22 protein-coding genes are annotated in these 26,588 nt (G+C 41.9%); 9 read left to right on the forward strand and 13 right to left on the reverse strand.

Annotated features, from left to right (window positions below; all coding sequences use genetic code 11):
- Positions 1–72: 72 nt before the first annotated feature.
- The 5 genes from A0256_18315 to A0256_18335 are packed head-to-tail and all read left to right on the forward strand — an operon-like array spanning position 73 to position 5,966.
- Complete coding sequence (locus tag A0256_18315) at positions 73–1,041, forward strand: glycosyltransferase (protein AMR33232.1); 969 nt, start codon at positions 73–75, stop codon at positions 1,039–1,041.
- A 9-nt stretch (positions 1,042–1,050) separates the two neighbouring features.
- Positions 1,051–1,830, forward strand: coding sequence for a hypothetical protein (locus tag A0256_18320; GenBank protein AMR33233.1), 780 nt, complete (start codon positions 1,051–1,053; stop codon positions 1,828–1,830).
- 2 nt (positions 1,831–1,832) lie between these two features.
- Positions 1,833–3,338 (forward strand): hypothetical protein, encoded by a 1,506-nt coding sequence (locus A0256_18325; GenBank protein AMR33234.1) that lies wholly within the window; start codon positions 1,833–1,835, stop codon positions 3,336–3,338.
- A 54-nt stretch (positions 3,339–3,392) separates the two neighbouring features.
- Positions 3,393–4,580: a 1-deoxy-D-xylulose-5-phosphate reductoisomerase gene (locus tag A0256_18330; protein ID AMR33235.1), complete on the forward strand. Its 1,188-nt coding sequence runs from the start codon at positions 3,393–3,395 to the stop codon at positions 4,578–4,580.
- A gap of 15 nt (positions 4,581–4,595) precedes the next feature.
- Positions 4,596–5,966: an RIP metalloprotease RseP gene (locus A0256_18335; GenBank protein ID AMR33236.1), complete on the forward strand. Its 1,371-nt coding sequence runs from the start codon at positions 4,596–4,598 to the stop codon at positions 5,964–5,966.
- Between the two features lie 95 nt (positions 5,967–6,061).
- Here A0256_18335 and A0256_18340 read toward each other — a convergent pair whose 3' ends face one another.
- The 3 genes from A0256_18340 to A0256_18350 form a co-directional block, all read right to left on the reverse strand.
- Complete coding sequence (locus A0256_18340; GenBank protein ID AMR33237.1) at positions 6,062–6,445, reverse strand: hypothetical protein; 384 nt, start codon at positions 6,443–6,445, stop codon at positions 6,062–6,064.
- Between the two features lie 79 nt (positions 6,446–6,524).
- Entirely contained in the window at positions 6,525–7,682 is a 1,158-nt protein-coding gene (locus A0256_18345) for a hypothetical protein (GenBank protein AMR33238.1), read from the reverse strand.
- A 138-nt stretch (positions 7,683–7,820) separates the two neighbouring features.
- Positions 7,821–8,321 carry a hypothetical protein gene (locus tag A0256_18350; protein AMR33239.1) on the reverse strand — a complete coding sequence of 167 codons (501 nt, stop codon included), beginning with the start codon at positions 8,319–8,321 and terminating at the stop codon, positions 7,821–7,823.
- Positions 8,322–8,394: 73 nt separating this feature from the next.
- Here A0256_18350 and A0256_18355 point away from each other — a divergent pair, with 73 nt between their 5' ends.
- On the forward strand, positions 8,395–9,318 hold the full coding sequence (locus A0256_18355) for a glycosyl transferase (GenBank protein AMR33240.1): 924 nt from the start codon (positions 8,395–8,397) through the stop codon (positions 9,316–9,318).
- Entirely contained in the window at positions 9,315–10,490 is a 1,176-nt protein-coding gene (locus A0256_18360) for a glycosyl transferase (protein AMR33241.1), read from the forward strand. The genes A0256_18355 and A0256_18360 overlap by 4 nt, the downstream gene beginning before the upstream one ends.
- Positions 10,491–10,608: 118 nt before the next feature.
- Here A0256_18360 and A0256_18365 read toward each other — a convergent pair whose 3' ends face one another.
- From A0256_18365 to A0256_18395, 7 genes are all read right to left on the reverse strand, one after another.
- On the reverse strand, positions 10,609–11,550 hold the full coding sequence (locus A0256_18365) for a large multifunctional protein- glycosyl hydrolase (protein ID AMR34611.1): 942 nt from the start codon (positions 11,548–11,550) through the stop codon (positions 10,609–10,611).
- A 239-nt stretch (positions 11,551–11,789) separates the two neighbouring features.
- The gene (locus A0256_18370; GenBank protein ID AMR33242.1) at positions 11,790–12,905 is read right to left on the reverse strand and encodes a hypothetical protein; all 1,116 of its coding nucleotides are present in this window, start codon (positions 12,903–12,905) and stop codon (positions 11,790–11,792) included.
- 53 nt (positions 12,906–12,958) lie between these two features.
- Complete coding sequence (locus A0256_18375; GenBank protein AMR33243.1) at positions 12,959–13,348, reverse strand: hypothetical protein; 390 nt, start codon at positions 13,346–13,348, stop codon at positions 12,959–12,961.
- Positions 13,348–15,576, reverse strand: coding sequence for a phosphoribosylformylglycinamidine synthase II (locus A0256_18380; GenBank protein AMR33244.1), 2,229 nt, complete (start codon positions 15,574–15,576; stop codon positions 13,348–13,350). Before A0256_18380 ends, A0256_18375 begins: the two co-directional genes overlap by 1 nt.
- 334 nt (positions 15,577–15,910) lie before the next feature.
- A complete protein-coding gene (locus A0256_18385; GenBank protein AMR33245.1) occupies positions 15,911–16,753 on the reverse strand; it encodes a hypothetical protein in 843 nt (280 codons plus the stop codon).
- 166 nt (positions 16,754–16,919) lie between these two features.
- On the reverse strand, positions 16,920–17,516 hold the full coding sequence (locus A0256_18390) for a hypothetical protein (protein ID AMR33246.1): 597 nt from the start codon (positions 17,514–17,516) through the stop codon (positions 16,920–16,922).
- Positions 17,517–17,561: 45 nt separating this feature from the next.
- Positions 17,562–18,623, reverse strand: a complete 1,062-nt coding sequence (locus tag A0256_18395) for a hypothetical protein (GenBank protein ID AMR33247.1) — start codon at positions 18,621–18,623, stop codon at positions 17,562–17,564.
- A gap of 625 nt (positions 18,624–19,248) precedes the next feature.
- Between A0256_18395 and A0256_18400 the strand changes: the two genes are divergently transcribed.
- The gene (locus tag A0256_18400; GenBank protein ID AMR33248.1) at positions 19,249–21,423 is read left to right on the forward strand and encodes a glutamine synthetase; all 2,175 of its coding nucleotides are present in this window, start codon (positions 19,249–19,251) and stop codon (positions 21,421–21,423) included.
- 47 nt (positions 21,424–21,470) lie between these two features.
- Here the strand turns inward: A0256_18400 and A0256_18405 are convergent, their stop codons facing one another.
- Positions 21,471–21,866: a hypothetical protein gene (locus tag A0256_18405; protein ID AMR33249.1), complete on the reverse strand. Its 396-nt coding sequence runs from the start codon at positions 21,864–21,866 to the stop codon at positions 21,471–21,473.
- 18 nt (positions 21,867–21,884) lie between these two features.
- Entirely contained in the window at positions 21,885–23,666 is a 1,782-nt protein-coding gene (locus A0256_18410) for a hypothetical protein (protein AMR33250.1), read from the reverse strand.
- Positions 23,667–23,732: 66 nt separating this feature from the next.
- On the opposite strand from A0256_18410, the gene A0256_18415 reads away from it, so the two are divergent.
- The gene (locus A0256_18415; GenBank protein AMR33251.1) at positions 23,733–24,914 is read left to right on the forward strand and encodes a phosphoribosylformylglycinamidine cyclo-ligase; all 1,182 of its coding nucleotides are present in this window, start codon (positions 23,733–23,735) and stop codon (positions 24,912–24,914) included.
- A 553-nt stretch (positions 24,915–25,467) separates the two neighbouring features.
- Here A0256_18415 and A0256_18420 read toward each other — a convergent pair.
- Complete coding sequence (locus tag A0256_18420) at positions 25,468–26,559, reverse strand: hypothetical protein (protein AMR33252.1); 1,092 nt, start codon at positions 26,557–26,559, stop codon at positions 25,468–25,470.
- Positions 26,560–26,588 lie beyond the last annotated feature (29 nt).

Consider the following 26,588-nt stretch of genomic DNA (forward strand, 5'->3'; position numbering starts at 1 on the left):
TAGGTCTTAAAATATTTTCATTATAAAAACCATCTGCACATTTGCATATCGGCACATCTGTTTATCTGAAACATGTTTTTCTCCATTATTATACCTTTATATAACCGCCCTCAGGAGATCGATGAACTGCTGGGCAGCCTTGTTCTGCAAACTTATAAGCAATTTGAAGTATTAGTAATTGAGGATGGATCGACCGAAAAGGCCGAGGATATTGTAGAAGGCTATGCCGACAGGCTCGACGTAAAGTATTTTTTTAAAGAAAACGAGGGTCAGGGTTTTACCCGGAACTTTGGTTTTAAACGTGCCAAAGGTGAGTACTTTATCGTATTCGATTCGGATTGTTTGATTCCGGACGACTACCTGCAGATTGTTAATGATTCACTTAGTGCAAACTGGCTAGATGCTTACGGCGGGCCGGATGGTGCTCACCCCTCATTCACGCCCATTCAAAAAGCTATCAGCTACAGCATGACTTCCCCTTTCACCACCGGTGGTATCCGTGGTAATAAAAAAGCAATCGGGCAGTTTCACCCCCGAAGCTTTAACATGGGCATCTCCCGGCAGGTTTGGGAAAAGGCAGGTGGTTTTATCATTACCCGCCTGGGAGAAGATATCGAATACAGTATCCGAATACATGCTAAGGGATATCAAATTGGTTTGATAGCCGATGCGATCGTATTCCATAAACGCCGTACAGATTTTGTGAAGTTTTTTAAGCAACTCCATTTTTTTGGACGGGCCAGGATAAATATTTACAAATTCTTCCCAAATCAACTAAAGGCTGTACATTTCTTCCCGGCGGCATTCACGCTTGGTTTAGCCTTTACACTTATCGCAAATTTGTTAGGCTGGCAGATCGCTTTATTGGGAAATTTGGTATTGGCTATTATAATTTTGTTGATATTTTTTCACGCATGGTGGAAAAATAATTCTTTAAAAATTGCATTTTTGAGCGTAATAGCAGCCTTCACTCAACTGACCGCCTACGGGATAGGATTTATACAGGATTACTGGAAGCGAATAGTGTTAAAAAGATCTTAAGAACGTAGTATGTACCACCCATTTTCTGTTATCGAAACCATTAAAGCTGCCTGGCATGTCGTAAAAAAAAACTACGTAACACTGATAATTTACTCGATCATTTCACTTGCGCTTTATAAGATCATTAGTTTTTCAACCTCATTAATTTATTTCACAGACAGCACATATAACAAAATCATAATTGTTCTGATTATGATGATTGTTCAATCTTATCTCACGCTGAGCTTTTATAAGCTAATTCTTACGTTAATATACAGAGAATATTACGAATTTGAATTTAAAGACATCGTTCCTACAATAAAGATGGTTTTAAATTTTGTAGTGATTGCGTTATGCTTGGTGGTATTAATAGGTACAGTCATCTTTATTAATTTAAGGCTGCATAATCATGACTCAATAATTTGGGTACTGGATAAATTGGAGATAATGGCATTAATTTACCTCCTGATCAGATCGATGTTTTGTATATGCTTTATAGTAGATGACGATTCAGGACCATTCGAATCATTAAAACAAAGCTTTAACGCTACCAAAGGAAATTTTTTTAGATTGATTGGTCTGATTTTAATGGTTTTGCTATTTATCGCTTTACTCCTGTTTGTACTTAACGAATTCATAACGCTGTTTGTTAGTGAGGATAGCAAAAGCGCTGATTACATTTTTGAAATAGCGGGATTGATATGGTTTGCAATATCTTTCCCAACTGTACAAGTGATGATTATGACAACATACAAAAAATTGGTTTATAGCCATCTTGATGTTGACGATGACATTGCTGAAACCAATTAATTATGGGTTTTAAAGCAGCATTGAGTAAGGTATTCGCTTTTTTTGTAAATCGCGAGCTGGATAATATCCGCCATAATGCTGTAGCCCTTCAGCAAAAAGCCTTTACAGATCTGGTAGATGCAGCTAAAAATACGGCATTCGGTTTAGACCACAACTTTGCCTCAATAAACACTTACGAAGATTTTAAAAAACAGGTTCCTGTTCGCGACTATGAACAGTTGCGCCTCTATATAGACCGGGTGGTAAATGGAGAAACCGATGTATTGTGGCCGGGCAAACCAGCCTACCTGGCCAAAACATCGGGCACAACCTCCGGTGTAAAATATATCCCTATCTCTAAGGAGAGCATGCCACAACATATTAAGGCTGCCCGCAATGCTTTATTGAGCTATATTCATGAAACCGGTAATGCGGACTTTGTAGATGGTAAAATGATCTTTCTGCAGGGTAGTCCGGTGTTGGTTGAAAAGCATGGGGTAGCTACAGGAAGGCTATCGGGTATAGTAGCACACCATGTTCCCGGCTATCTGCAAAAAAACAGGTTACCGTCTTATATCACTAATTGCATTGAGGATTGGGAGGATAAAGTAGATGCCATTGTAAACGAAACCCGTAATGAAGATATGCGGCTTATTTCAGGTATCCCGCCTTGGTGTCAAATGTATTTCGACCGGCTGTCGGCAGTTTCGGGTGGCAAAAAGATCAAAGAGATCTTTCCTAATTTTAAATTATTCGTACACGGCGGCGTTAACTACGAACCTTACCGCGGCCGCATGGAAGAAGTTATAGGAGCTAAGATTGATTCGATAGAAACCTATCCTGCCTCTGAAGGCTTTATAGCCTTTCAGGATTCTCAAAAAGATAGAGGATTGCTGCTGATGGTGGATGCCGGCATCTTTTACGAGTTTATCCCATCTGAAGAGTATTTTAATGATCATCCGACCCGTATCAATATTAAAGATATTGAACTGAATAGGAATTACGCGCTCATTATGAACACCAGTGCCGGGTTGTGGGGATACAGCCTTGGCGATACCATCAAATTTGTATCTAAAAACCCATATCGGATCACCGTTACCGGTCGCATAAAACATTATATTTCCGCCTTTGGCGAACATGTGATAGGAGAAGAAGTAGAACAGGCGTTGATGAATGTAGCCGCCGCAGAGGATGTGGATGTGATAGAGTTTACCGTTGCGCCGCAAGTGGCCCCCCATTCAGGCGAATTGCCATACCACGAATGGTTTATCGAATTCGGTAAGGCTCCCGTTGATTTGCAAGCTTTTGCTTTAAAAGTTGATAAGGCATTACAGACAAAGAATATCTATTATTTCGACCTGATCGAGGGTAATATCTTACAGCCTTTAATCATCCGTAATTTAAAAAAAGATACCTTTATTAATTATATGCGGAGCCAGGGCAAGCTCGGTGGACAAAACAAGGTACCAAGGCTTTCTAACGATCGTAGGATCGCCGAAGAATTAAAGCCATTCGTTAGTAACAATTAACAAACATAAAGCGTCTTAAACCGTATAAAGTGGTGACGTGTTATTAAAAGAATATTGAGCAAAGATTTAAAAAATATAGCCATTTTAGGCTCTTCAGGCAGCATCGGAACGCAAACATTAGAAGTAATCGCCGAAAACCCGGCCTTGTTCCGGGCTTTTATGCTTACCGTGAATATTAATGCCGAGTTGTTGATTCAACAGTCGTTGAAATTTGTGCCTCAATACGCTATAATTTGTGATGAAACCAAATATCAGCAAGTAAGAGATGCCCTTATTCACTTGCCTGTGAAAGTTCTGGCTGGATATGAAGCTATAAAAGAAACGGTAACCCATCCAGATATCGACGTTGTAGTGACGGCCATGGTTGGTTTCGCAGGTTTGGAGCCAACCATAAATGCTATCAAGGCAGGTAAAGATATCGCATTAGCAAATAAGGAAACGCTGGTGGTTGCCGGGGAGCTTATCACAGCCCTTGCCAAAGAGAATAGTGTAAATATATTGCCGGTTGACAGTGAGCATTCAGCAATATTTCAGTGCCTGGTTGGCGAAGAAAATAATAAGATAGAAAAGATCATCCTGACTGCATCCGGTGGTCCCTTCCGTGGTAAAACAACCGATTTTTTGGCTGGCGTTACCCGCGAACACGCTTTAAAGCATCCTAACTGGGTGATGGGTGCTAAAATAACAATCGACTCTGCCTCATTAATGAACAAGGGTTTAGAAGTTATCGAAGCTAAATGGCTTTTTGATTTAGAGGCAGAACAGATTGACGTGATTGTTCATCCGCAATCCGTAATTCATTCGATGGTTCAGTTTGAGGACGGATCTATCAAATCACAAATGGGCTTGCCCGATATGAAACTTCCGATACAGTACGCGCTCTCCTACCCTGGCCGACTAAAAAACAGTTTTAACCGGTTCAATTTCGTTAATTATCCCAACCTTACTTTCGAGAAACCGGATCTGGAAACTTTCAGGAATCTCGGGCTGGCTTTTGAAGCCCTAAACCGCGGGGGCAACATGCCCTGCATCATCAATGCAGCTAATGAAATTGCTGTTGCAGCTTTCCTTAACCACGAGACTAGCTTCCTGGCGATGAGTGATATCATCGAAACGTGTATGGAGAAAATCAGCTACATAAAGCAGCCCTCGCTTTCTGACTATTTGAATACTGATAAAGAAACACGCATATTTGCGCAAAATTTAATTAAGCAAATGCCGTTAAAGGCATTACAATCTTAAAGAGAAATATAACGAATGGACATATTGATAATGGCGGGCCAATTAATTCTTGGTCTTTCAATTTTAGTGATACTGCACGAATTCGGGCATTTTTTAGCCGCCCGGGCCTTTGGTATAAAGGTCGAGAAATTTTATCTGTTTTTTGATGCATGGAACTTTAGCCTTTTTAAATTCAACTTTAAAGGCGTTGAGTACGGCGTAGGCTGGTTGCCGCTTGGTGGTTATGTAAAGATAGCCGGCATGATAGATGAATCTATGGATACCGACCAACTGGCCGGCCCGCCACAACCCTGGGAGTTTCGGTCTAAACCGGCGTGGCAGCGATTGATCGTAATGCTTGGCGGTATCATCGTTAATATTATCGTTGGTATATTTATATTTTGGGTATTAACTATCAAATACGGTGAAACCTATACACCAAATGCAAACATTAAATATGGCATTGTACCGGGAGTAATCGGTCAAAAAATGGGCCTTAAAGCAGGCGATAAGATCACAGAGGTTAATGGGAAGCCAATTGAACGCTTTGAAGATCTGATCAGCTCTAAAGTATTGCTGGATAAAACTGTGTTGACTGTGCAGCGCGGTACACAAACTTTGGAAATTAAAGTTCCGTCAACTATTTTAAACGATCTTTCAGATTACGGAATTGAAGAGTTTATTAGCCGGATGCCAAGAACCACTTTCATGGTAGACTCGGTTGTTGCTAATAGTAACGCGCAGAAAGCTGGCCTTCAAAAGGGTGATAGCATTTTGGCTGTAAATGGCACTGCAATACACTTTTACGATGAATTTCAGAATCGCTTAAAGGAATTTAAAAGTAAGAAGGCGAATTTGACAGTGAAACGTAAAAGCGACACGCTTGCTTTGATAACAGATGTAAATAAAGACGGTATGCTTGGTTTTGCCGACGGTCGTTTTGGTATTAAAGTTAAAACTGATTTACCGCAGGAGAAAACTGTTAATTATGGGTTTTTCGGATCGTTACCAATCGGCGCTGTAAAGGCCTGGGGTATGTTTACAGATAATGCAAAAGGTATCGGTAAGATTTTTACCGGTCAGGTTAAAGCGCGTAAAGCAATATCCAGCCCTATAGGCATTGCGGTAATGTTTGGTTCACACGTAGACTGGATCCGTTTTTGGAGCCTTGTAGGGTTCCTTTCCATGGTGCTTGCACTCACCAACTTGTTACCTATACCCGGCTTAGACGGCGGCCATACTTTGTTCCTTTTAATAGAGATGATAAAAGGTAAACCGCTTAGCGATAAATTTCTGGAGCGTGCACAAATTGTTGGCTTCGTGCTGCTGATTTCATTGATGGTATTTGCCTTTGGCAACGATATAGTTAAACAGTTTACAAAAAAGCCTACCATCGAACGACGGTAATTTCCGTATTTGGTTCAACAAAAAATGCCAAGGATTACATCTGAGGCATTTTTTTGTTGAGGCTGTCACCTGTTCTTACTAAAAATAGTAGTCGGTTAAACCTGCAGCAGCTGTATCCAATTCCCGCAGGTATCATTTAACACTGCAATTTTCACCGGGCCGGCTTGCATGGGGGTTGTTTTAAATTCTACGCCGAAACCCTTTAACCTTTCGTACTCCGAATTGATATCGTCTACGTTAAAAATTGTTGAGGGTATCCCCTGCTCAAATAAAGCCGCCTGGAATGTTTTAGCTGCGGGCAGTTGATTGGGCTCTAGAAGCAGCTCAACTTCGTCGCCCGCTTCTGGTGCGGTTACCGTTAGCCATTTAAATTCACCCAACGGGATATTTTGCTTAGTTACAAAACCTAAGACATCAGTATAGAAATTATGAGCTTTGTCTTGGTCGTTAACTAATATGGAGGTAATTTTTATCTTCATAATTCAATAATTTCAATAAATGCAACTGATTTCCAAATACCGAGGTAACACCATTATAAAATTACCGAATTGGCAGCAATTATAGCTGATTTACTGCCGATTTTGTTGCGGTAATTTTTTGAAACCGTGTTTTTAGCCGGAGAAAATAACGCTCGTATCCGTAATAGGAAATGGTGGCCAATAAAATTACCAAGGTGATGGTGCCGAGGTAAACAAGCGTGTTTTGAAAAAATGCACTTTGGTTGCTAAAGTAAGTCTTAATCAAATACAACATCAAAAACAGCGGATATTTATGTAACAAGTAGATCCCGTAAGATATTTTACCACAGTAGCCCATCACTTTATTACCCAGGATGATTGTATTGGATGATGGTTCACATAGCCGCACCATGATCAGCGAAACGAGCGATGAAATCACGATATCGCCATGACCTATTTCTTTCCTTACAAATAAGAAAATGAAGCCTAATAATAAAAGGATCAAACCTGTGTGCACATACTTGTTGAAGAGCAAATTGAATGCCCGTTGAAACTGGAAAGCAAACACATGATTTTTTGTATTAAAATACAGCAATGACACTACCGAGCCTATCATCATATCATCAAACCGGGTAAAATAAAGGAATTGATCCAACGCAAGCATAAAGCTACTGGTGTATTGCAAATGACTTACCACAAGGTTGAGGATGATTAAAGCCAATAGAACCGCTGTGAGCATATATAGAATATGCTGCATCTTTTTAAATCGAAAAATATGCGGATGAAAAATATAAAACTGCTCTTCAACCCCTATCGACCAAATTGGGTCGAAAATATTTGGTAACAACTTTAAGCAAAAGGCAACATTAGGCATTAGCAAAATACTAAGCAAAAGTGCTGTTACTGAGCCCTGTGCAGGGTAAATAAAAAATCCGATGACGATGAGCAGGAAATATAATGGCCAGATCCTCAGGATGCGCCTGATATAGAAATTTTTGCGGGCAATAAAACCGAATTTTGTCTTCTCTTCCAGTAACAGGTAGCTGATCAAAAATCCGCTGAGGGTGAAAAAAATGGTTACTCCAATTTTTCCAAAATTTCGCGAATCAATGAACTGAGACGTATAGATGCCGGAATTTTCTTTGTGCAGCTGAATGTGCGAACAAACCACCATAAAAGCCGCAATGGCCCTAACGCCGTCTAGATTGGCAAAATACAGGTAAGATCTTTTCGGAGTGGAAGCGGCTGAATCGCTCATTACTGAATAATTTTTTCGGATAAAATATTAATTTGGCAATAAAGATAGGCTAGTAATAATAACAAAAACTAATCAAATTCCATTGAAATGGATATCTAAAAACATATGGACAAGAGTAATTTAGCTATTGATGATGGTTCAGCGCCCTGCAACACTTTGCTTTTTTAAAATGGAGACCAGTAACAAATAGATGCCCGTAAACACGATAAGCAAGGATATCACATCCATTATGGTAACGCCATCGTTGGGGTTAAAATGAAAGATAGTGAACATTTCGAAGTAAGGCGGCGCCGGCATAATGATCATTGCCATTCCTAATGTGACCATGACGAGTCCGATCATGCAGACAATAATTTTTTTCACACGGTCACGGATGACATCGCCTATGATAACTTTACTATCCATTTGGTGCTTTGATAAAAGATCCGCAAAATCATTCACGAATGTTGCCTTGCCCAGGTTTGGCTGCACCGCTGATTTTGTTTGCTGTACCAAAGCTTCATCGAACGCCCTGTTCAATTTTTCCTGCATAATTTTTGCCCGGTCAAAATCTGCAACTCCTTTTTGAAGTAAAACAACCAATTCGTTGGTTTTTACTTCCAGCAAAGCGTCATCGTCTGTAAATGTTTGCTTGTCCAATCGTTTAAAACCTTAATAAATGCCTAACTTTTGCTAATATTATGTCGTAAAACATATCACAATATTATATTACATGAAAAGGGTTTCCGTAGTTACCATCAATTTCAACCAGGACAAGATCACAGAAGAACTTTTACATTCTATCGCTGAAACAAACACCTATGAAAACATAGAGATTATTGTAGTTGATAATGGCAGCACCGTGAATCCTATCCCTAAATGGACTGCTCAATATCCTAACGTTAAATTTGTACGTTCTGAATTGAATTTGGGTTTCTCCGGAGGCAACAATATAGGAATAAAACAAGCCACAGGCGATTATTATTTTCTGGTTAATAACGACACCGAATTTACAGCTGGACTGGTGCAAAAACTGGTTGATATCCTGGATACCCATCCCGAGGTTGGCATCATATCTCCAAAGTTAAATTATCACTTCGATAAAACGCTGATCCAGTATATGGGCTTCACACAGGTAGATTATTATACTTGCCGTAACAAGGCTGTTGGTAAAAATCAAAGGGATGTTGGCCAGTACGACAATTTCTTGGGCCAAACGGGTTATTGCCACGGTGGCGCCATGATGGTAAAAAAAGAAACATGTGACAAGGCTGGCCTAATGGCTGATAATTACTTTATCTACTACGAAGAGGTAGACTGGGGTGAAAGGATCAACAAATCAGGCTACCAGGCCTGGGTACGTGGTGATGCAGTTATTTACCACAAAGAATCTATGACGGTTGGCAAGAACAGTCCATTTAAAGAATACTTTATGAATCGAAACCGCATTCTGTTCATCAGGCATAACGCCCCTGCTTTAAAAGCTTGGGTGTTTTATGTTTATTTTATGGTGATGGTGGTGCCACGAAACCTGATGAACTATATTAAAGATAAACGTTACAATTTTATTGCTTTGCTCTTCCGTGCGGTTTGGTGGAACATCACCCATAAAAAAACAAGTACAGAACTAGGTTACACCATTAATAAAATTTCATGAAAGTTGCCTTTTGGATAAGCCTGTTTATTGCCTTCTACACCTTTGTTGGATATGGCATCCTGCTGTTTATCATCATAAAAATAAAACGCGTAGTTAAAGGGCGTACAGTTGTTACCGATATTGATGATAGTGCGCTGCCGGAGTGTACGCTGGTTGTTGCCGCCTACAACGAGGAGCACTTTATGCAGCAAAAGATTGATAACTGCCTGGCATTAAACTACCCGGCAGGTAAGCTGAAGCTAGTATTTGTGACTGATGGATCTACGGACAGAACAACCGAAATAATTACTCGGTACCCACAGGTACAGCTACTGCACCGACCGGAACGGGCTGGGAAAATTGCAGCCGTACATCGCGCAATGGCGTATGTGCATACCGAAGCGGTAGTGTTTACCGATGCCAATACCTTTTTGAATACCGATGCGATCAAAAAGATCTGTCGTCATTATGCCGACTATACCGTTGGCTGTGTTGCCGGAGAAAAGCGGGTGCAGATTGATGAAAATGCTGATGCAAGTGCTGCCGGGGAAGGCTTTTACTGGAAATATGAATCCGCTTTGAAAAAATGGGACTCAGAATTATATTCGGTGGTAGGTGCAGCAGGCGAGCTGTTCAGCGTGCGGCGGAATTTATATGAAGATGTGCCGGCAGACACCGTTTTGGATGATTTTATGATCTCTATGCTGATTGCCAAAAAAGGTTACAGAATAGTTTACGAACCAGAGGCCTATGCGCTGGAGACCGCATCTGAAAACGTAACAGAGGAATTGAAGAGAAAAGTACGCATTGCGGCGGGTGGCGTTCAATCTATCCTTAGGTTAAAACCACTGCTGTTTTCCTTGAAATATCCGTTGCTTTCATTTCAATACGTTAGTCACCGTGTGTTGCGATGGACGGTTACCCCTTTCTTCCTGATCCTGGCGTTTATAACCAACCTTGCTTTAGCCTTTGCCGAAATGGGCTGGGTATATGAGTTACTTTTTGCCGGGCAGGTTTTGTTTTACCTGCTGGCATTTCTCGGGTTTATAATGGAGAAAAGGCAGGTCAGGGTTAAAGCACTTTTTGTGCCTTACTACTTTTGCGTTATGAATTATGCTGTAGTGGCTGGCATCATCCGCTATTTTACAAAAAAGCAAAGTTCGGTTTGGGAAAAGGCCCAGCGGAAAATGTGATAAGTATACCACGGATAATTATAAGCAAAGAGGCAAGCCGGGGTTCACCCGCTTGCCTCTTATTTTTTACGCTCTGCTAGCAGGAGCGATCATCAAATACATTTGCAGCCTGCAAATGTTACTTAGCAGGGGTAATTATGATATTGCGATAATCGATAGGCCCATGGTCACCCTGTATAAATACGGGGCCCGGTTCACCTTCTTTACTGTTGATGGCACCACCCGTTAAGCCCGGGATCTCGGCCCGGCAAATTACTTCGGTACCGTTGGCTACAATCGTTACGAGTCTGCCTACCAAAGTAATATCATACGATTGCCATTCGCCTGCGTTTTTTGCCATCATTTTATTTGGCGGTAAAAAGCCGTACACCGCGCTAAACTGATTGTTTATCGGTTCTGGTTCTCCGGTCTTGGTATCAATTATCTGAACTTCGTAGCGGCCACGCAGGTAAACACCGCTGTTGCTACCCTGCTTGTAACGAAATTCGATATGCAACTTAAAATCATTAAAAGTTTTATCGCTGATGAGGTTAGCGCCCGACTGAAGGCTGCGTAAAATACCGTTCTCAACCGTCCACTGGTTTTTGCCATCGGTATGCCAGCCTTTGGTATCCTTCCCGTTAAAAAGGCGGATTGGTGTGCCCCAAACAGGTGCTTTAGCACGTACCATAAGTGGCGCGCGCTCACCGCTGAAATTGTAGGTTTTGCCATCAGTATACACCATGGTGCCTTTTATTTTATTACCATCTACCTCAAATTCAAAATCCATATAGCGGTCACCTTGCTCCCATTGCGGCGGGATAGAAAAACTAAATTTGCCGCCATTAGGTTTCACCTCGCTGATGGGCCTTGCGCTGCCAAAAGCATAAGTGAACCTGCCGATAAGCGTATGCGTGCCCGATTTTTGTACCTCCAGCCACGACGGCATAATTTTTCCGTCCTTCTCTAGATTCAGGTCCCAACGGCCAATTACATCCTGGTCTTTAACCATGGCATGCTCTTGTGCTGATGCGATAAAGCTGGTACCCAAGCATAGCCACAAAACAAATGATAAACCGATAAGGCGGGCAGCCCCGCGAAAAGGTATTAGTAAGATTTTCATAATGGTTTTTTATAGTTTTTAAAGCTACAAAGTAATTTGGGATTATGAAATGACCTGTTAGCTATTTGAAATCCGCTTATAAGAAATGTATCCTGATTTAAAAGAATTACGCTAATTATCATTTTTGGGTGTACGAACACGTAAAGCTGCAAAATTTATTAGCACCCAACCATCTTATCAATAATCAACTATCGGTATCAGTTGACTTTGATTAGATTGGCCAATGTGTTTTGAAGCACCTTATCCTTAATGTTACGTGCAATGATCTTTCCCGATGGATCTATCAACACATTAGCAGGAATTGTAGTTACACCGTAGAAATTCTTGACTTTTTTGTCCGAGTCCAGAACTTGTGACCAAAGCAGTCCATCGTTCTTAATGGCTGCCAGCCAAGCATTTTTAGAGGCCTTATCATCAATGGAAACACCTAAAACTGTAAACCCGTTAGCTTTGTATTGCTCATATGCCGCTTTTACATTTGGGTTTTCCTGCCGGCAAGGCAAACACCATGAGGCCCAAAAATCAATCAATATATATTTACCTCTAAAGTCGGATAATTTAACAGGCTTACCCTCAGTGTTTATTAGCGTAAAATCTGTTGCCGTAACACCTATCCGGGACTGCTTTGCGAATGTGATCAATTTACCCACCTTTACCCCCAACCCGCTTTTTTTCAAACTTAATGTCAAATCGTTATAAGCCTTTTCAACCTCAAAAATATCAGTATTGTTTATCATACTATTCAATGTGATTAGGCTGATATACGAATTAAGATGTGCTTTAATAAATGCCAACCTTATCGGTTCCATTTTGGAGTTTATAATTTTAAGTTTGGCGCGCAGGTCAGCTACAGCACCCACTTCAGCCTGCTTTGCAGGGGGAAGTGCGTCGTATGCATTGTTCGCTTCGATAAATTGCGTTTGTAAAGTTTTTAAAGCACCAGAAAGTTCACCATTATCCTGGTTAAGTTTCGTTCCTGTGATAACGGCATTTTTTAAAGAATCTGCGTTGGCAATTAAGATATTCCCGGATTCAATATAGATGATCTGCTGGTCATAAAGAATTTCAGCGGTGATGGGATTATCGTTTCTGCAGATATATCCGATGCCAATGCCGGTAACCGTACCTTTAAATGCAAAAGCGTTATTTTGTACTACGGTAGAATCAAAAAACTTGACATCATTAACGCGGTAAAAAAGGTATATTTTATCACCATTAGTGAAAGACGGGACACGGGCATTTATGGTGAATGATGACTGCCCAAAAACTGCTAAAGGCAGCAAAACAATAAACAGCTGTATGTATAGCTTCATAGCTTAAGCAAATCAGATTTGTATTTGCTTTGAAGGTACAGAAAAGATTTTATCTATCCCTCGTACAATTCCAGGGGTAAACCATCCGGATCGGCAAAGAATGTAAAACGTTTGCCTGTCAGCGGGTCTATCCGGATCGGCTCCATTGCTACGCCATATTCTGCGATGTGAAAAATGGCTTCCTCTATATTGTCAACCTCAAAGGCTAGGTGGCGCAGGCCGGCCGCTTCGGGATGAGAAGGGCGTGTTGGCGGTGCAGGGAAAGAGAAAAGTTCAATCTGGTACTGGCCGCCAACTTCCAGGTCAAGCTTCCAGGAGTCGCGGGCTTCGCGGTAGGTCTCTTCTAAAATATTAAATCCAAGCACTTCGGTGTAGAAGTGCCTGGATTTTTGATAGTCGCTGCAAATGATTGCAACGTGGTGGATCTTATTAAATTTCAGCATTATGCTTCGCCCAGGCTTACATGCAATACATTACTATGTACCATTTTAATATCGGTAATATTTCCAAAAAGCTCTTCATCTATTGTAGTATTGCCAATACCATTAACGGTACCCAACAGGCTAAATTCTACCTCACTGGTAGCCATCAGCTCAATAAACCGTTCCTGATCATCCGGCGCGATACTTACCACTACCCTTCCTTGTGCCTCACCAAAAAGGAAAGCATCTTTACGGATAGCACTGTCGCTTTCTATATCGAAGCCAAGCCCGTTTGGCAGGCAGGATTCTACAAGCGCCACATATAAGCCACCATCAGCCACATCATGTGCAGACTGCACCACTTTTTGTTTGATAAGTTGTTTCACAACCTGGTGCATATCATATTCCTTATCTATGTCAAAATATGGAGCCGGTGCTTTAAAGATCTTGTGGTAAGAAGCTAAATATTGTGAGGATGCTATACAGTTTTGCGATTCGCCTATCAGATAGATCAAATCACCGGGTTGTTTAAAATCAAGCGTCATCAGATTGCTCTGGTCATCCATCACACCCAGCATACCAATTGTTGGTGTAGGAAACACCGGGCCCTCATCGCTCGATTGATTGTAAAAACTCACGTTACCACCGGTAACGGGGGTTTCAAACTTTCGGCAGGCTTCGCCCATACCTTTTATTGCCCCAACAAACTGCCAATACACTTCAGGCTTGTAAGGGTTGCCAAAGTTAAGGCAGTTGGTTATAGCAACCGGTTCACCGCCAGCGCAGGTAATATTACGGGCTGCTTCGGCCACAGCGATTGCTGTACCTTTTTGCGGATCTGCATAAACATAGCGCGAGTTACAATCACAGGTTAATACAATTGCTTTATCGGTATCCTTAACCGCAACAACAGCAGCATCACTTGGGCGATTGGTGGTCATAGTAGCCGTACCGATCATAGAATCATATTGATCGGTTACCCAACGCTTTGAAGCGATGTTGGGATGCGCTATCAGGTGCTCCGCAACGTCAACCAAATTCTCTGGTTCGGCAACGTCTTCTATTTTAAATTTCTGGTTCTCGGCAAAGTAAGCCGGTTCGCGGTATTCGCGTTCGTAGATAGGTGCACCGCCGCCCAATACCAAATCGTCGGCAGGTACGTCGGCCACTTTTTCGCCGTTCATAAAATACTCCAGGCGCCGGGTATCGGTAACTTCACCAATAATGGCGCAGTTGAGATCCCATTTATCAAAAACAGCTTCTACTAAAGCCTCTTTACCTTTTTCAACCACAATTAGCATGCGCTCCTGCGATTCGGAAAGCAGGATCTCGTAGGGTTTCATATTTTCCTGGCGCATCGGTACTCTATCCAAATGGATGATCATACCATGTTCACCCTTAGCACTCATTTCAGAATTAGAGCAGATAATACCTGCCGCACCCATATCCTGCATGCCAATTACAGCACCGGTTTTAATCACTTCTAAGCTAGCTTCTAATAAAAGCTTTTCCTGAAAAGGGTCGCCTACCTGTACGGCAGGCAAATCATTTACCGAGTCTTCGGTAATATCCTTTGAGGCAAAAGCCGCTCCGTGGATCCCATCCTTACCAGTAGCAGAACCCACTATATAAACCGGGTTGCCCACACCGTATGATGTAGCAGAAACCGTTTCGCCGGCCTTAACAATACCAGCAGAAAACGCGTTCACCAGCGGATTGATGTTGTAGCATTCATCAAAGAAAAGTTCGCCACCTACGGTAGGGATACCAAAAGCATTGCCGTAATGGCTGATACCTTTTACCACACCTTTTACCAGCCACTTGGTTTTATCGAGGCTCAGGTCGCCAAAGCGCAATGAGTTCATCTGGGCAATCGGTCGGGCACCCATCGTAAATATATCGCGGTTAATACCACCAACTCCGGTTGCGGCACCCTGATAAGGTTCCAGCGCCGATGGGTGGTTGTGCGATTCTATTTTAAACGCGCAGCCAATGCCATCGCCAAGATCAACAAGTCCGGCGTTTTCTTCACCAGCCTTTGCCAGCATCCGGGGACTATCCTTTGGCAGGGTTTTTAGCCAGGTAATAGAGTTTTTGTATGAGCAGTGCTCACTCCACATTACCGCAAAAATAGATAGTTCGGTAAAGTTGGGTACGCGGCCCATTATCTCGTTTATTCTGTCGAATTCTTCAGGTAAAAGTCCCAGATCGCGGGCGGTTTCAACGGTTGTTAATTCCTGGTGCTCCAATGTATTCAAATTTAGTTGAAAGGATGTGCGAAATTAGGAAAAAGAGCCGAAAGCCGAAAGGTTTTGGGAAAAGGTTAAGCGAAGTGCAAAAGATTAGAGGTTAGAGGTTAGAGGTTAGAGATAATGCTCGCTAACCTGTTTGGTTTTGCAATTCTTCAAATTTATGATTCAGACTGAACTATGGCGATACCTCCGGTCCGGGTTATCCGCTCATACGCCTTCAAGGCATTAAGCGCGTGGGCCGGTATCCGCTACTACCCCTATCGCAGAACTGTGAAACACCAAAAAGATTTGTCAACTTTTAAAAAGTTGACAAATCTCAGGTAACATTTAATTACTCCGCAGGCAATTGAAAATTGATAGGTATAGAATACCGCACACGTACCGGTTGCCCATTTTGTATACCGGGTTTCCAAGCCTTGGCCAATTTTAATACCCGGGTTGCTTCCTGGTCGAAACCGTAACCTGCCGGATTGTCAATATTGATATTCGTAATGTCGCCATTTTTTTCAATAACGAAGGTCAATGTTACTCTGCCGGCTACGCCTGCATCCTGTGCAGCACCAGGGAAACGCAAATTCTTGCCAAGAAATTTCCCAAAGGCTGCAAAACCGCCCACAGGCTCGGGCATTACCTCTAAGCCAGCAGAATTATGCACAGTGTTATCGGCTGCCGGTGCCGTTCCGGTGCCACCACCACCGGTGACTGGTGCCGGCTCAGGAGCGTTTCCTCCTGGTGCCACATCTACGCCTTTAACGGTTACTGTGCCAACAGCAGCTTTTGCCAAATCTTCCGTTTTTACAGGTTCTTTGGTAACAAGTTCATCCGGTTTTACAACTGGCGGTAAATGCTGTATGGTAGTAACAGTTGGTTGCGGTTTAATTGGTACAGCTGCCTTAGGAGGTTCAATCTTTTTTTGCGGTTCAACCACCGCTGCCTTGATTGATGGTAAAACGACGTCAACTATCGTTGTTTCAGGAATGACTGCCTTCTGATGAGAGCTAATGTAGATAAAGGTAGAAGCAGCAAGCAAAACTGCAAATGTAATGGCCATAGCCTTATTAAGGTTCCTTGCATAATGGTTCCTCAAATCATAAGCACCATACGCTTTGTTGCGGTCATCAAATACAAGGTCGAGCCACTCGGTCTTGTACAAATCAAATTTTGTGTTTAGCATAACGTTTAGAATTAAATTTTTCTATATAACGTTATAACAATATAAAATGTTGTTCAAATCGGCATTATTGCCAAACAATCAATTGAATAAAGAAATAATGAGATATTTTATATCGCCAATAGCCATTTATTACAAATTATATTCGGAACACGATTATGAATAATCGTCACCATTTATCAGTTATCACCTTCTTTACTGGTTGAACTGTCTTAGGTGCTTGTATTTTGTCCATATAGCTGCTTAATTGTTTCGCTCCAGCTATACAAAAAGTGGCAATTTGGTCTAGAAAAGCTTCCGACTCTTTTTTATTATATTTTGAAGAAAGCTTTTCTGCCGGGATAGCAATACCTGGAACAGCCACCATGCTGCCAAATCTGTCGATCTTATATGGCGTAAATACAAATCCACTAAATTTATAGCGATATTTCCCTTCTTTAGTATCGATATTTAATTGGTATGCTACTTCCCCTGCCTCTTTTTTAGAAACCAATGCATTGCCATAAACCATAAATTTACCCCGACTAATGATATTATTGGGCGAGGTTTTATTTACAGATTTTGCCTGAATAGATTTAAGGAATATTATCCCCCGGTTGTACAAAGTATCACTGCTCATGCCCGGCTTTTCTGCAACTTGGTAATAAACATATTTGTTGCTTTCGTCGAACTGTAAAGAATCTTTCTGAGCAATGGCAGCAGTAACCGAGAATAAAAAGAGGGAAATAGCAAAGAATAATTTTTTCATATAATAAAGATAAGCCATCCATAAACAAATATGGATGGCTTATAAAATTTAATTGTGTGTTTTTTAGAAAGCGTATACCGCAGCCAAAACAAATTGAGAGGCTGATTTTTTTGCCAATAAATCATTATTAACAAAACCATCGGTAATAGACTTGTTTTGATCAAGTCTAATTTCCGGTATAAAAGTTAAAGGACCGGCTTTTACGTTTGCTGTAAGCGTAAAGGCTGTAACAGAGCTACCTGGCGCAGGGCCTAACAGGGTGTATGAACCGTCCTTAGTTTTAAAATACTCTCCTCTTAAACCCAAAGTAACATCTTTAGAAACTGCAATTTGCGGATACAGAGCAACACCGGAGAATCCGCCTTTTGCGATCTTGTCATTGGCGGTGAAGGTAGCAGCATTTAAACCTAATTTAAAGGCATCAGTGATTTGGTAAGCTGTTGTAAAGTCAACCTCTGTACCAGATGTTTTTCCACTAACCAGGTTAATGTAAGCTGTCCAGCCTTTGGCTGGACTTAAAAACAACTGTGCGCCGAAGGTAGATACATCTTTAGCAGATGAGTATGCATTCCAGCTATCGTTGAAGATACCAGCCATTAAGCTTGCTTTATCAGAGAAAGTATAGGTACCTTTTAAACCTGCATTTTGGAACGGGCCATTAGTGAATAGATAGGAAGTTGAGTAGTTGAAATTACCAACCGGTGAAATCACTTCGTACCCTACAAAGGTTGCCATATAACCGCCTGTTACCGTAAACTTGTCACTAAGATCGTAGGAAACGTACAAATTCTGAATGTGGAAAGAATCACCGCTGGTGCCATTTGGTATTGATTGTGCTTGCCCACGGGGACCGAAACTCATTTCGCCTACGAAGGCCGCTTTACCAATTTTTTTCTTTAAGCCTAAGTCTATCATACCGATCGAAACGGAGTTTTGATCACTTGCAAAACTGGTTGGAATATTTGAGCTGCCGGCAGCATTTCTGATACCGGAGAAATCATATTTATAATAGGTATCAACCGAACCCGATATTACCAGAGGTGGATCACCTTTAGGGGCGTCCTGTGCATTTGAGGTGAATGCTGCTGCTGCAAGAAAAGATAAAAGTAAAAGTTTTTTTTTCATGATGAGGAATTGAGTTGATAATTTGTGTTAATTGTTATTGGTTTTTACGTTAAAAATTAAAAAAACATGCTTATCGTATCATTAAAAATGATAAAAAGCGATACTTCCTAAGAGTTATAAAATTTTAACAGATCAATTTCATTATAAAATCGACTATTATCTGATGCAAATTGAAAATCGGAAACAAACCAATTATATAATCCTGTTTTTCAAATACAATTTGTACTATTTATAATTATTTTATGAAAATATGGATGAATTTTAATAAAAACAAATTATAAATAATAAAATACCAATAAAACAATGGTAAATTTCCATAAATATCATTTATTGCCTACTTAAGTGACTATAAAAACTTCAAATTAGCTGCAAGTTTGTGTAAAATTTATAATTTTAAACTTACAGAAGCTTTTTCCTTTTAATATTTAAATGAAATTCCATTTTAAAATATCAATGTAATTGAAACTTACATTGGTTTAGGAGCATTCACGAACAAACAATTCTTTAGATTTTGAATTTGCATTCAAACGGTTGTTAAAAATCACTTCTCTTCTAGATTCAATTGAGGTTTATACCCTTTATTTTAAATGATTTCCTAATTTTGGCATAACCAATAGTTGTATTTATGCCTAATATCAGATTCCAGGCTCTGCAAATTGTTCAGAGCCGAGAAATACCCGAAGTAAAGCCACCATCGTCAAAAATATCCGACTACTTTGGAGCGAATGTTTTTGACAAGCATAAAATGAAGGAATACCTTTCATCAGAAGCTTACGTAGGTATTGTAAATTCAATAGATAACGGCGAAACCATACCCCGCGACCTTGCCGAACAGGTAGCTTCCTCTATGCGTTCATGGGCGATGAGTAAAGGTGCCACGCATTATACCCATTGGTTCCAACCGCTAACCGGCACAACTGCTGAAAAACACGATGCCTTTTTTGAACCAACTGCAGATGGAGGCGCTATAGAACGGTTCAGCGGCGATGCCCTTGCACAGCAGGAGCCCGATGCCTCCAGCTTTCCGAGCGGTGGTATTCGTAATACTTTTGAAGCACGTGGTTATACCGCATGGGATCCCTCCTCTCCGGCTTTTATAATTGGGCGCACGCTGTGTATCCCAACTGTATTTGTTTCTTATACCGGCGAAGCGCTTGATTACAAAGTACCTCTGTTAAAAGCCTTGAGCGCGTTGGATAAAGCCGCGGTAGACGTTTGCCACTACTTTGATAAAAGCATTGAAAAGGTCAACGCTTCCTTAGGTATAGAGCAGGAGTACTTTCTGGTAGATACCGCTCTATTTAATGCTCGTCCGGATCTTTACTTAACCGGCCGTACGCTATTTGGGCATATGTCTGCCAAGAACCAGCAGCTGGAAGATCATTACTTCGGGTCTATCCCAAGCCGGGTTTATGCCTTTATGCAGGATATGGAAACCGAAGCCTTACAATTGGGCATCCCATTAAAGACACGGCATAACGAAGTGGCTCCTTCACAATTTGAATGTGCCCCGGTATATGAGGAAATTAACCTGGCGATAGATCATAACCAGTTGCTTATGGATATCATGGACCGAGTTGCGCTCCGCCATCATTTTAAAGTATTGCTGCATGAAAAACCATATGCGGGCATTAACGGATCGGGTAAGCATAACAATTGGTCGCTTATTACTAATACGGGTAAAAACCTGCTATCTCCCGGTAAAACGCCCAAGAACAATCTGCAATTCCTTGCTTTCTTTGTAAATACCATTAAGGCTGTTCATGATCATGCCGATTTACTCCGCGCGTCGATTGCATCAGTAAACAATGATCATCGATTAGGAGCTAATGAGGCGCCTCCAGCAATTATTTCCATTTTCCTTGGCAGCCAGCTAAGTGAGGTACTGGATGAAATAGATACGTCCCGCCTCAGTAAAAAAATAAAGGATGAAAACTCGTTATGGCAAGGCATCCCGAAGATTCCGCAGATCTTAAAAGATAACACCGATCGCAACCGTACGTCCCCTTTTGCATTCACAGGCAATAAGTTTGAATTACGGGCAGTTGGGTCCTCGGCAAATTCAGCCAGTCCGATGACCATCCTTAACCTGATCGTTGCAGATCAGCTAAAGAAATTCAAGGTGGATGTAGATAAGCTGATCAAAAAAGGGGAGAAAAAAGATGTCGCCTTAATGATGATCATCAAACGCTACATTAAAGAATCGCGCAATATTCGTTTTGAAGGTAACGGCTATAGCGAAGAATGGGAACAAGAAGCTGCTGCGCGAGGATTAGCCAATATCAAAACCACACCAAAAGCCCTTGATGCTTTTTTAACGGAAAAGGCTGCTGAACTGTTCGCCGACACCGGCGTATTTACCAAGCGCGAAGCGCAAGCCAGGCACGAGATCCTGTTGGATAGTTTCTATAAAAAACTCCAGATCGAAGCAAGAGTTATTGGAGAGCTGGTGATGAACGTTATCATTCCATCAGCAATAGCTTACCAAACAAAATTGGTAGGCAGTATACAAGGGTTAAAAGAAATAGGCCTGGACGAAAGCACCTATGCCGCCCAACTTGATCTTGTTACCCGAATTGCCGGGCATATCAACTTTATCAAAACAAATGTTGATGAGATGATCGCAGAGCGTAAAAAAGCGAATGCTATAGATGACCTGCGCCAGCGGGCTGTTGATTATGACGAAAAGGTAAAAAGCTACTTCCAGCCTATCCGTTACCACGTAGATAAATTGGAGCAACTTGTTGATGACGCGCTGTGGCCACTACCAAAATTCAGGGAGCTGCTGTTTACTAAGTAATTTCAGTATGCTAATAGGGAAGAACGAATTCAGGCTGATGTAATCACCTAAATTCGTTCTTTTTGTTTAAGAAGTTGCCTGTATTGAAATAAGCAAAGCGAATAGGCTACGCAAAAAGGCAGGGCCGTTAATAAAATTCGGGGTTCGGAAAGGTAGAAACCCAGGGCATTTAGGGTATGAATGACCAGGAACCCAACCGGAAACCAAATTAAATACCTGGTGTAAGTGTACCTATCCTGGTCTCTGAACAAGAGGGACAATAAACAAAGGTGCATTGCGATGAGCACAATAATCTTAATAGCATCCAAGATGTTGCTTTGGCCGTTCAACACCCTGGCCACCGACGTAACTTCCAAATCGAGTGTGTGAATGGGGAAGCCAATTAAAAAGCTAAAAACGATCACCAGGAATAAAAGCAATCGGAATCTGCGGCGCATATCCATAATATTTTCGTTGGTAATTTAGTTGTGAGCAAAAAGATCCGTTTCGTTATGCTGCTTAATAATTATTTCGCGGTATTGGCTTAACAGGGCCGATTTTGAAACAAAGCCTATAAATTTATTTTGCTTAATTACCGGCAGTTGCCACACGTCCATACCGTCAAATAATTCCATTACCTCGGTTACGGGCTGGTCATAGTCAATGATGGCCGGCGGCGGTACCATGAAATCGGCAACCGTATGCTGGTCTGCCTGCAGGTCAAAAAGATTCTTGCGGATCTCATCCATTAAAACTACCCCCTCCAGCTCTTTATCCGTATTTAGTACCGCAAAAATATTAAACCTGGTGCCTGCCAAAAGTTTGTAAAAATCAGCAATAGACATGTCACGGGTCACTGCGCCATATTCTTTATTAATTATACTATCCAGCTTTATGGCATTCAACATCCCATAATCTTGTCCCGGTAAAATATTCCGTTCGTGCACCAAGTGGTGCCAATACATATTATGCGGATTAAACAGTTTGGATATCATATAAGAAATAGCCGAAACGATCATCAGCGGGATAAATAGCACATAGCCCCCGGTAATTTCAGCGATCAGGAAAATCGCCGTTAACGGGGCATGCAATACACCGCTTAACGCACCAGCCATACCTACCGCTATAAAATTGCTGGTATTTAAATGGATCAATCCGGTTTGGTTGACGCCGAATGCAACAAAAAGCCCAAGAAATGCTCCGGTAAACATAGTAGGTGCAAATGTACCACCGTTTCCACCTGCGCCAATCGTGATACCTGCTGCTACTATTTTCATAAGTACCAAGGCGGCGATAAACAGCAGCATGATAAGCGGCTCGGATAAGTATACCCCAAAGAAAGTTTCTTCTTTGAGTGCCTCCAGGTTACCGTTTAAAATTTCCTGCAAGTAATGGTAACCTTCTCCAAAAAGAGCAGGAAACACCATTATAATCAACCCCAGTATCAATCCGCCGCCTATCGCACGTACATAACGGTTTTGATTTAAAAAAATACCGCCTTCCAGCTTGCCGGCTACCCTGGCTATGTATACGGCCGTCCAGCCGCTTAGTAAACCTAATATAATGTAGAAAGGAAGAGCACTGATCACCCATCCTTCTGTAACCAGGTGAAACAGCTGACCAGAATATAATACTTTTGATACCACTACCCCGGTTGCCGATGCGATAAGCAATGGTATAAAGGTTGGGATAGTGATCTCCCCTATCAGAATCTCCAATGAAAATAATACACCCGCTATCGGGCTGTTAAATACAGCGGCAATACCGGCAGATGCCCCGGCAGCTATCAGCACTGTTTTTTCATAAGGGCTTAAATTAAAAAACCTCCCCAGGTTTGAACCTATTGCTGCGCCTGTGCAAACAATGGGAGCCTCCAGGCCGGATGAACCACCAAAGCCAACTGTTAACGAACTGGTGATTAAATGCGAGTAGGTGTTATTGGAGCGGATGCTGGACCGGTTCTTTTTGATATTAGCAAGTATATTGCCTATGCCCTTCTCCATTTTATCGCGGTTAATGAGGTGCTGCCAGGCTACGGTTAACAAAATTCCGAATGCCGGCAAAAACACATAGATGATATGGTAAGGTAAATGCGAAGAGATGTTGCGGCTCACATCTTCCATAAAATGCACCAGGAATTTTAAAGCAACCGCAGCAAGGCCGCCAATCAGGCCAACAACTACGCTACAGTATATCAAAAAGTTTCGCTGGCTGTTGCGCTTAAACCGCCAACGGTTTAATTTGTGACCAATGGATTTTAACATAGATAAAGTAGACTGGCAAAGTGATAATTTTACTGCTTAAAAGGGTATTAAGCAGTATATTTGCCCATGAATTCTCCGCAAAGATACGATCAAAGGGGTGTATCTGCATCAAAAGATGATGTACATAACGCCATTAAAAATATTGATAAAGGCATTTTCCCAAAAGCATTCTGCAAAATTGTACCGGATATATTGACGAATGATGCTGATTACTGCAATATTATGCATGCGGATGGTGCAGGCACAAAATCCTCTTTGGCTTATACCTACTGGAAAGAAACCGGTGATATTTCCGTTTGGCGGGGCATTGCACAGGATGCCATCATCATGAATCTGGATGACCTGCTTTGTGTAGGCGCAACAGATAACATCCTGCTATCATCAACTATCGGCCGAAATAAAAACTTGATACCCGGCGAAGTTATCGCAGCTATAATTAATGGTACCGAAGAAATTCTTGCTGAATTACGGGATGCCGGTATAGGGATTTATTCTACCGGCGGCGAAACTGCTGATGTGGGCGATTTGGTGCGCACCATTATTGTAGATAGCACGGTTACCTGCCGTATGAAACGGAGCGATGTGATCTCAAATGACCGCATCAAACCTGGCGACGTTATCGTTGGCCTGGCATCAGCAGGGCAGGCTGTTTACGAAAGAGAATATAACGGTGGTATGGGATCAAACGGCTTAACATCCGCACGCCATGATGTGTTCAATAAAACCATCGCTGACAAATTCCCTGAAAGTTTTGACCCTGCACTACCTCAGGATCTTGTTTTCTCTGGCAGCAAAAAACTTACTGACGAGATAGCAATTGGCAATGGCCAAACCATCACTGCCGGCAAATTGGTATTGTCGGCTACACGCACGTACGCCCCTATTATTAAAACCATCTTAGACAAGTATCGCAGCCAGATCAACGGCATGGTGCATTGCAGCGGCGGCGCTCAAACCAAGGTATTACACTTTATTGATCATCTTCATATTATTAAGGATAACCTTTTGCCTTTACCTCCGCTATTTAAGCTTATCCAATCAGAATCAAATACGTCATGGCAAGAAATGTATAAGGTTTTCAATATGGGCCACCGGATGGAGTTGTATGTTCCTCAAGAAATTGCTGCGGACATCATTCGCATATCCGAAAGCTTCGGTGTGCCAGCCCAGATTATTGGCCGTGTTGAGGCTGCCGGTAAAAAGAAGGTAACCGTAAGTTCCGAATTTGGAGTGTTTGAATACGAATAGGCGCATCGAACATCCCGTTTACTGTTCGCGTTCGCGCTAAGAATTCCAAAAAAACAGCCCGAACGTGCCCGAACAGCCGCGAACGCACCTTGGCGGGTTCTTTACGACATGTTTTGGGGCCCGGTAGAATGCTTAAAATATTATTCATGTTAATGAATTTATATTTTCTACCTAACCTGGAACGTAAAATTCCGGTAGGTACAACTTTGACATCCAGAGCCGTCCTTTATATTTAACGGTCAATGTGGTGTCTGGCATCGCCGGCATTAGGAATAGATCCGGGTATCGGCTAAATTAGAGCGAAATTTAATTTTAAATTCCTCAACAGGTCAACTATTCATCACCAGCATCAATCATACCGGTATCAATCACAATTTTGTTGTCTACACCCGAATGTGGGATAGGTTGTTTAAAACCCATAAGCGTTAGTCAGCGCTATTTCTGCCGGCGCCTCCGCGAATTGTAAATTCAAATTGGCGGCTGTGTATTTAAAACTCTTTATAACAAAAAAACCCCGGTATTACTACCGGGGTTTTTGTTATGGCTAAATTAATTACTTTACGGTATGGATAGTATTGCCAAGTGCGCTGGCTACATAAACCATAGTGCCTGCTGCATTTACAGTGATGCCTGCAGGAGCATTGAATGGTGCGGTTAAAGTTAAGTAACCACTACCTGCCAAAGACGAAACAACACCGGCTGCAGTAATTTTACGTACCAGGTTGTTATTAGTATCAGCAACATATACATTGCCCAATGCATCTACAGCTACACCAGCCGGATGGTAAAAAGTAGCAGCAGTACCTGCACCATCGGCATTTCCGATTGCACCTGTACCGGCTAATGTAGTTACCGTTCCGTCTGCAGCAATCTTACGAATAACATTGTTATTGGCATCTGCTACGTATACGTTACCTGTTAAATCAACAGCTACGCTACGCGGGCCATTAAATTTAGCAGCGGCGCCTACACCGTTTACATTACCAGCAGTTGAACCTGCTAATAGGGTAACAACGCCGTCCGCGCTGATTTTGCGGATTTGGTTGTTATTGTAATCGGCAACATAAATATTTCCTGTTGCATCGGCAGCAACCCCGGCCGGGCCATTAAATCTTGCCGCAGCACCAATTGCATTAACTGATCCTGATGCGGTTGCACCTGCTAAGGTTGTTACAGCTCCTGTAGCAACGGTGATCTTCCGAATCTGGTTATTTAAAAAATCAGCAATGTAAACATTGTTGGCTGCATCGATAGCTACACCAGATGGGTTGTTATAGGCTGCAGTTGCACCAATTGCCGTTGCATTTGTACTACCAGGCAATAAGGTACCAGATAATGTTGTTACTGCGCCTGCGGACGTGATTTTACGGATCTGGTTATTCGCCTGATCAGCAACGTAGACGTTACCTGCAACGTCAGTAGCTAGTCCTGTAGGGTAGCTAAATGTTGCTGCAGCGCCAGTGCCATTACCAGAACCAAATGTGTTACTGCCTGCAAATAATGCTACAGTACCGGTTGTAGTAACCGGAGAGACCGTGGGTGGAGTTGGCGGGATAGCAGTATCTTTAGTACAGCCGGAAAGCACAATTGCCGGCAGTGCTGCAAATAAAGCAATGCGTATGATATTAAATTTATTCCTTTTCATATATCAATTTTTATATGACCAATTTTTTA

The organism is Mucilaginibacter sp. PAMC 26640, assembly GCA_001596135.1.
In the GTDB taxonomy this organism is placed as follows: Bacteria; Bacteroidota; Bacteroidia; order Sphingobacteriales; family Sphingobacteriaceae; genus Mucilaginibacter.

Excerpts from the sequence above, each read along its gene's own strand:
- A0256_18315 (AMR33232.1), top strand. The coding sequence starts at position 73 with ATGTTTTTCTCCATTATTATACCTTTATATAACCGCCCTCAGGAGATC.
- A0256_18320 (AMR33233.1), top strand. The coding sequence starts at position 1,051 with ATGTACCACCCATTTTCTGTTATCGAAACCATTAAAGCTGCCTGGCAT.
- A0256_18325 (AMR33234.1), top strand. The coding sequence starts at position 1,833 with ATGGGTTTTAAAGCAGCATTGAGTAAGGTATTCGCTTTTTTTGTAAAT.
- A0256_18335 (AMR33236.1), top strand. The coding sequence starts at position 4,596 with ATGGACATATTGATAATGGCGGGCCAATTAATTCTTGGTCTTTCAATT.
- A0256_18340 (AMR33237.1), bottom strand. The coding sequence starts at position 6,445 with ATGAAGATAAAAATTACCTCCATATTAGTTAACGACCAAGACAAAGCT.
- A0256_18345 (AMR33238.1), bottom strand. The coding sequence starts at position 7,682 with ATGAGCGATTCAGCCGCTTCCACTCCGAAAAGATCTTACCTGTATTTT.
- A0256_18355 (AMR33240.1), top strand. The coding sequence starts at position 8,395 with ATGAAAAGGGTTTCCGTAGTTACCATCAATTTCAACCAGGACAAGATC.
- A0256_18360 (AMR33241.1), top strand. The coding sequence starts at position 9,315 with ATGAAAGTTGCCTTTTGGATAAGCCTGTTTATTGCCTTCTACACCTTT.
- A0256_18370 (AMR33242.1), bottom strand. The coding sequence starts at position 12,905 with ATGAAGCTATACATACAGCTGTTTATTGTTTTGCTGCCTTTAGCAGTT.
- A0256_18375 (AMR33243.1), bottom strand. The coding sequence starts at position 13,348 with ATGCTGAAATTTAATAAGATCCACCACGTTGCAATCATTTGCAGCGAC.
- A0256_18385 (AMR33245.1), bottom strand. The coding sequence starts at position 16,753 with ATGCTAAACACAAAATTTGATTTGTACAAGACCGAGTGGCTCGACCTT.
- A0256_18390 (AMR33246.1), bottom strand. The coding sequence starts at position 17,516 with ATGGCTTATCTTTATTATATGAAAAAATTATTCTTTGCTATTTCCCTC.
- A0256_18395 (AMR33247.1), bottom strand. The coding sequence starts at position 18,623 with ATGAAAAAAAAACTTTTACTTTTATCTTTTCTTGCAGCAGCAGCATTC.
- A0256_18400 (AMR33248.1), top strand. The coding sequence starts at position 19,249 with ATGCCTAATATCAGATTCCAGGCTCTGCAAATTGTTCAGAGCCGAGAA.
- A0256_18405 (AMR33249.1), bottom strand. The coding sequence starts at position 21,866 with ATGGATATGCGCCGCAGATTCCGATTGCTTTTATTCCTGGTGATCGTT.
- A0256_18410 (AMR33250.1), bottom strand. The coding sequence starts at position 23,666 with ATGTTAAAATCCATTGGTCACAAATTAAACCGTTGGCGGTTTAAGCGC.
- A0256_18415 (AMR33251.1), top strand. The coding sequence starts at position 23,733 with ATGAATTCTCCGCAAAGATACGATCAAAGGGGTGTATCTGCATCAAAA.
- A0256_18420 (AMR33252.1), bottom strand. The coding sequence starts at position 26,559 with ATGAAAAGGAATAAATTTAATATCATACGCATTGCTTTATTTGCAGCA.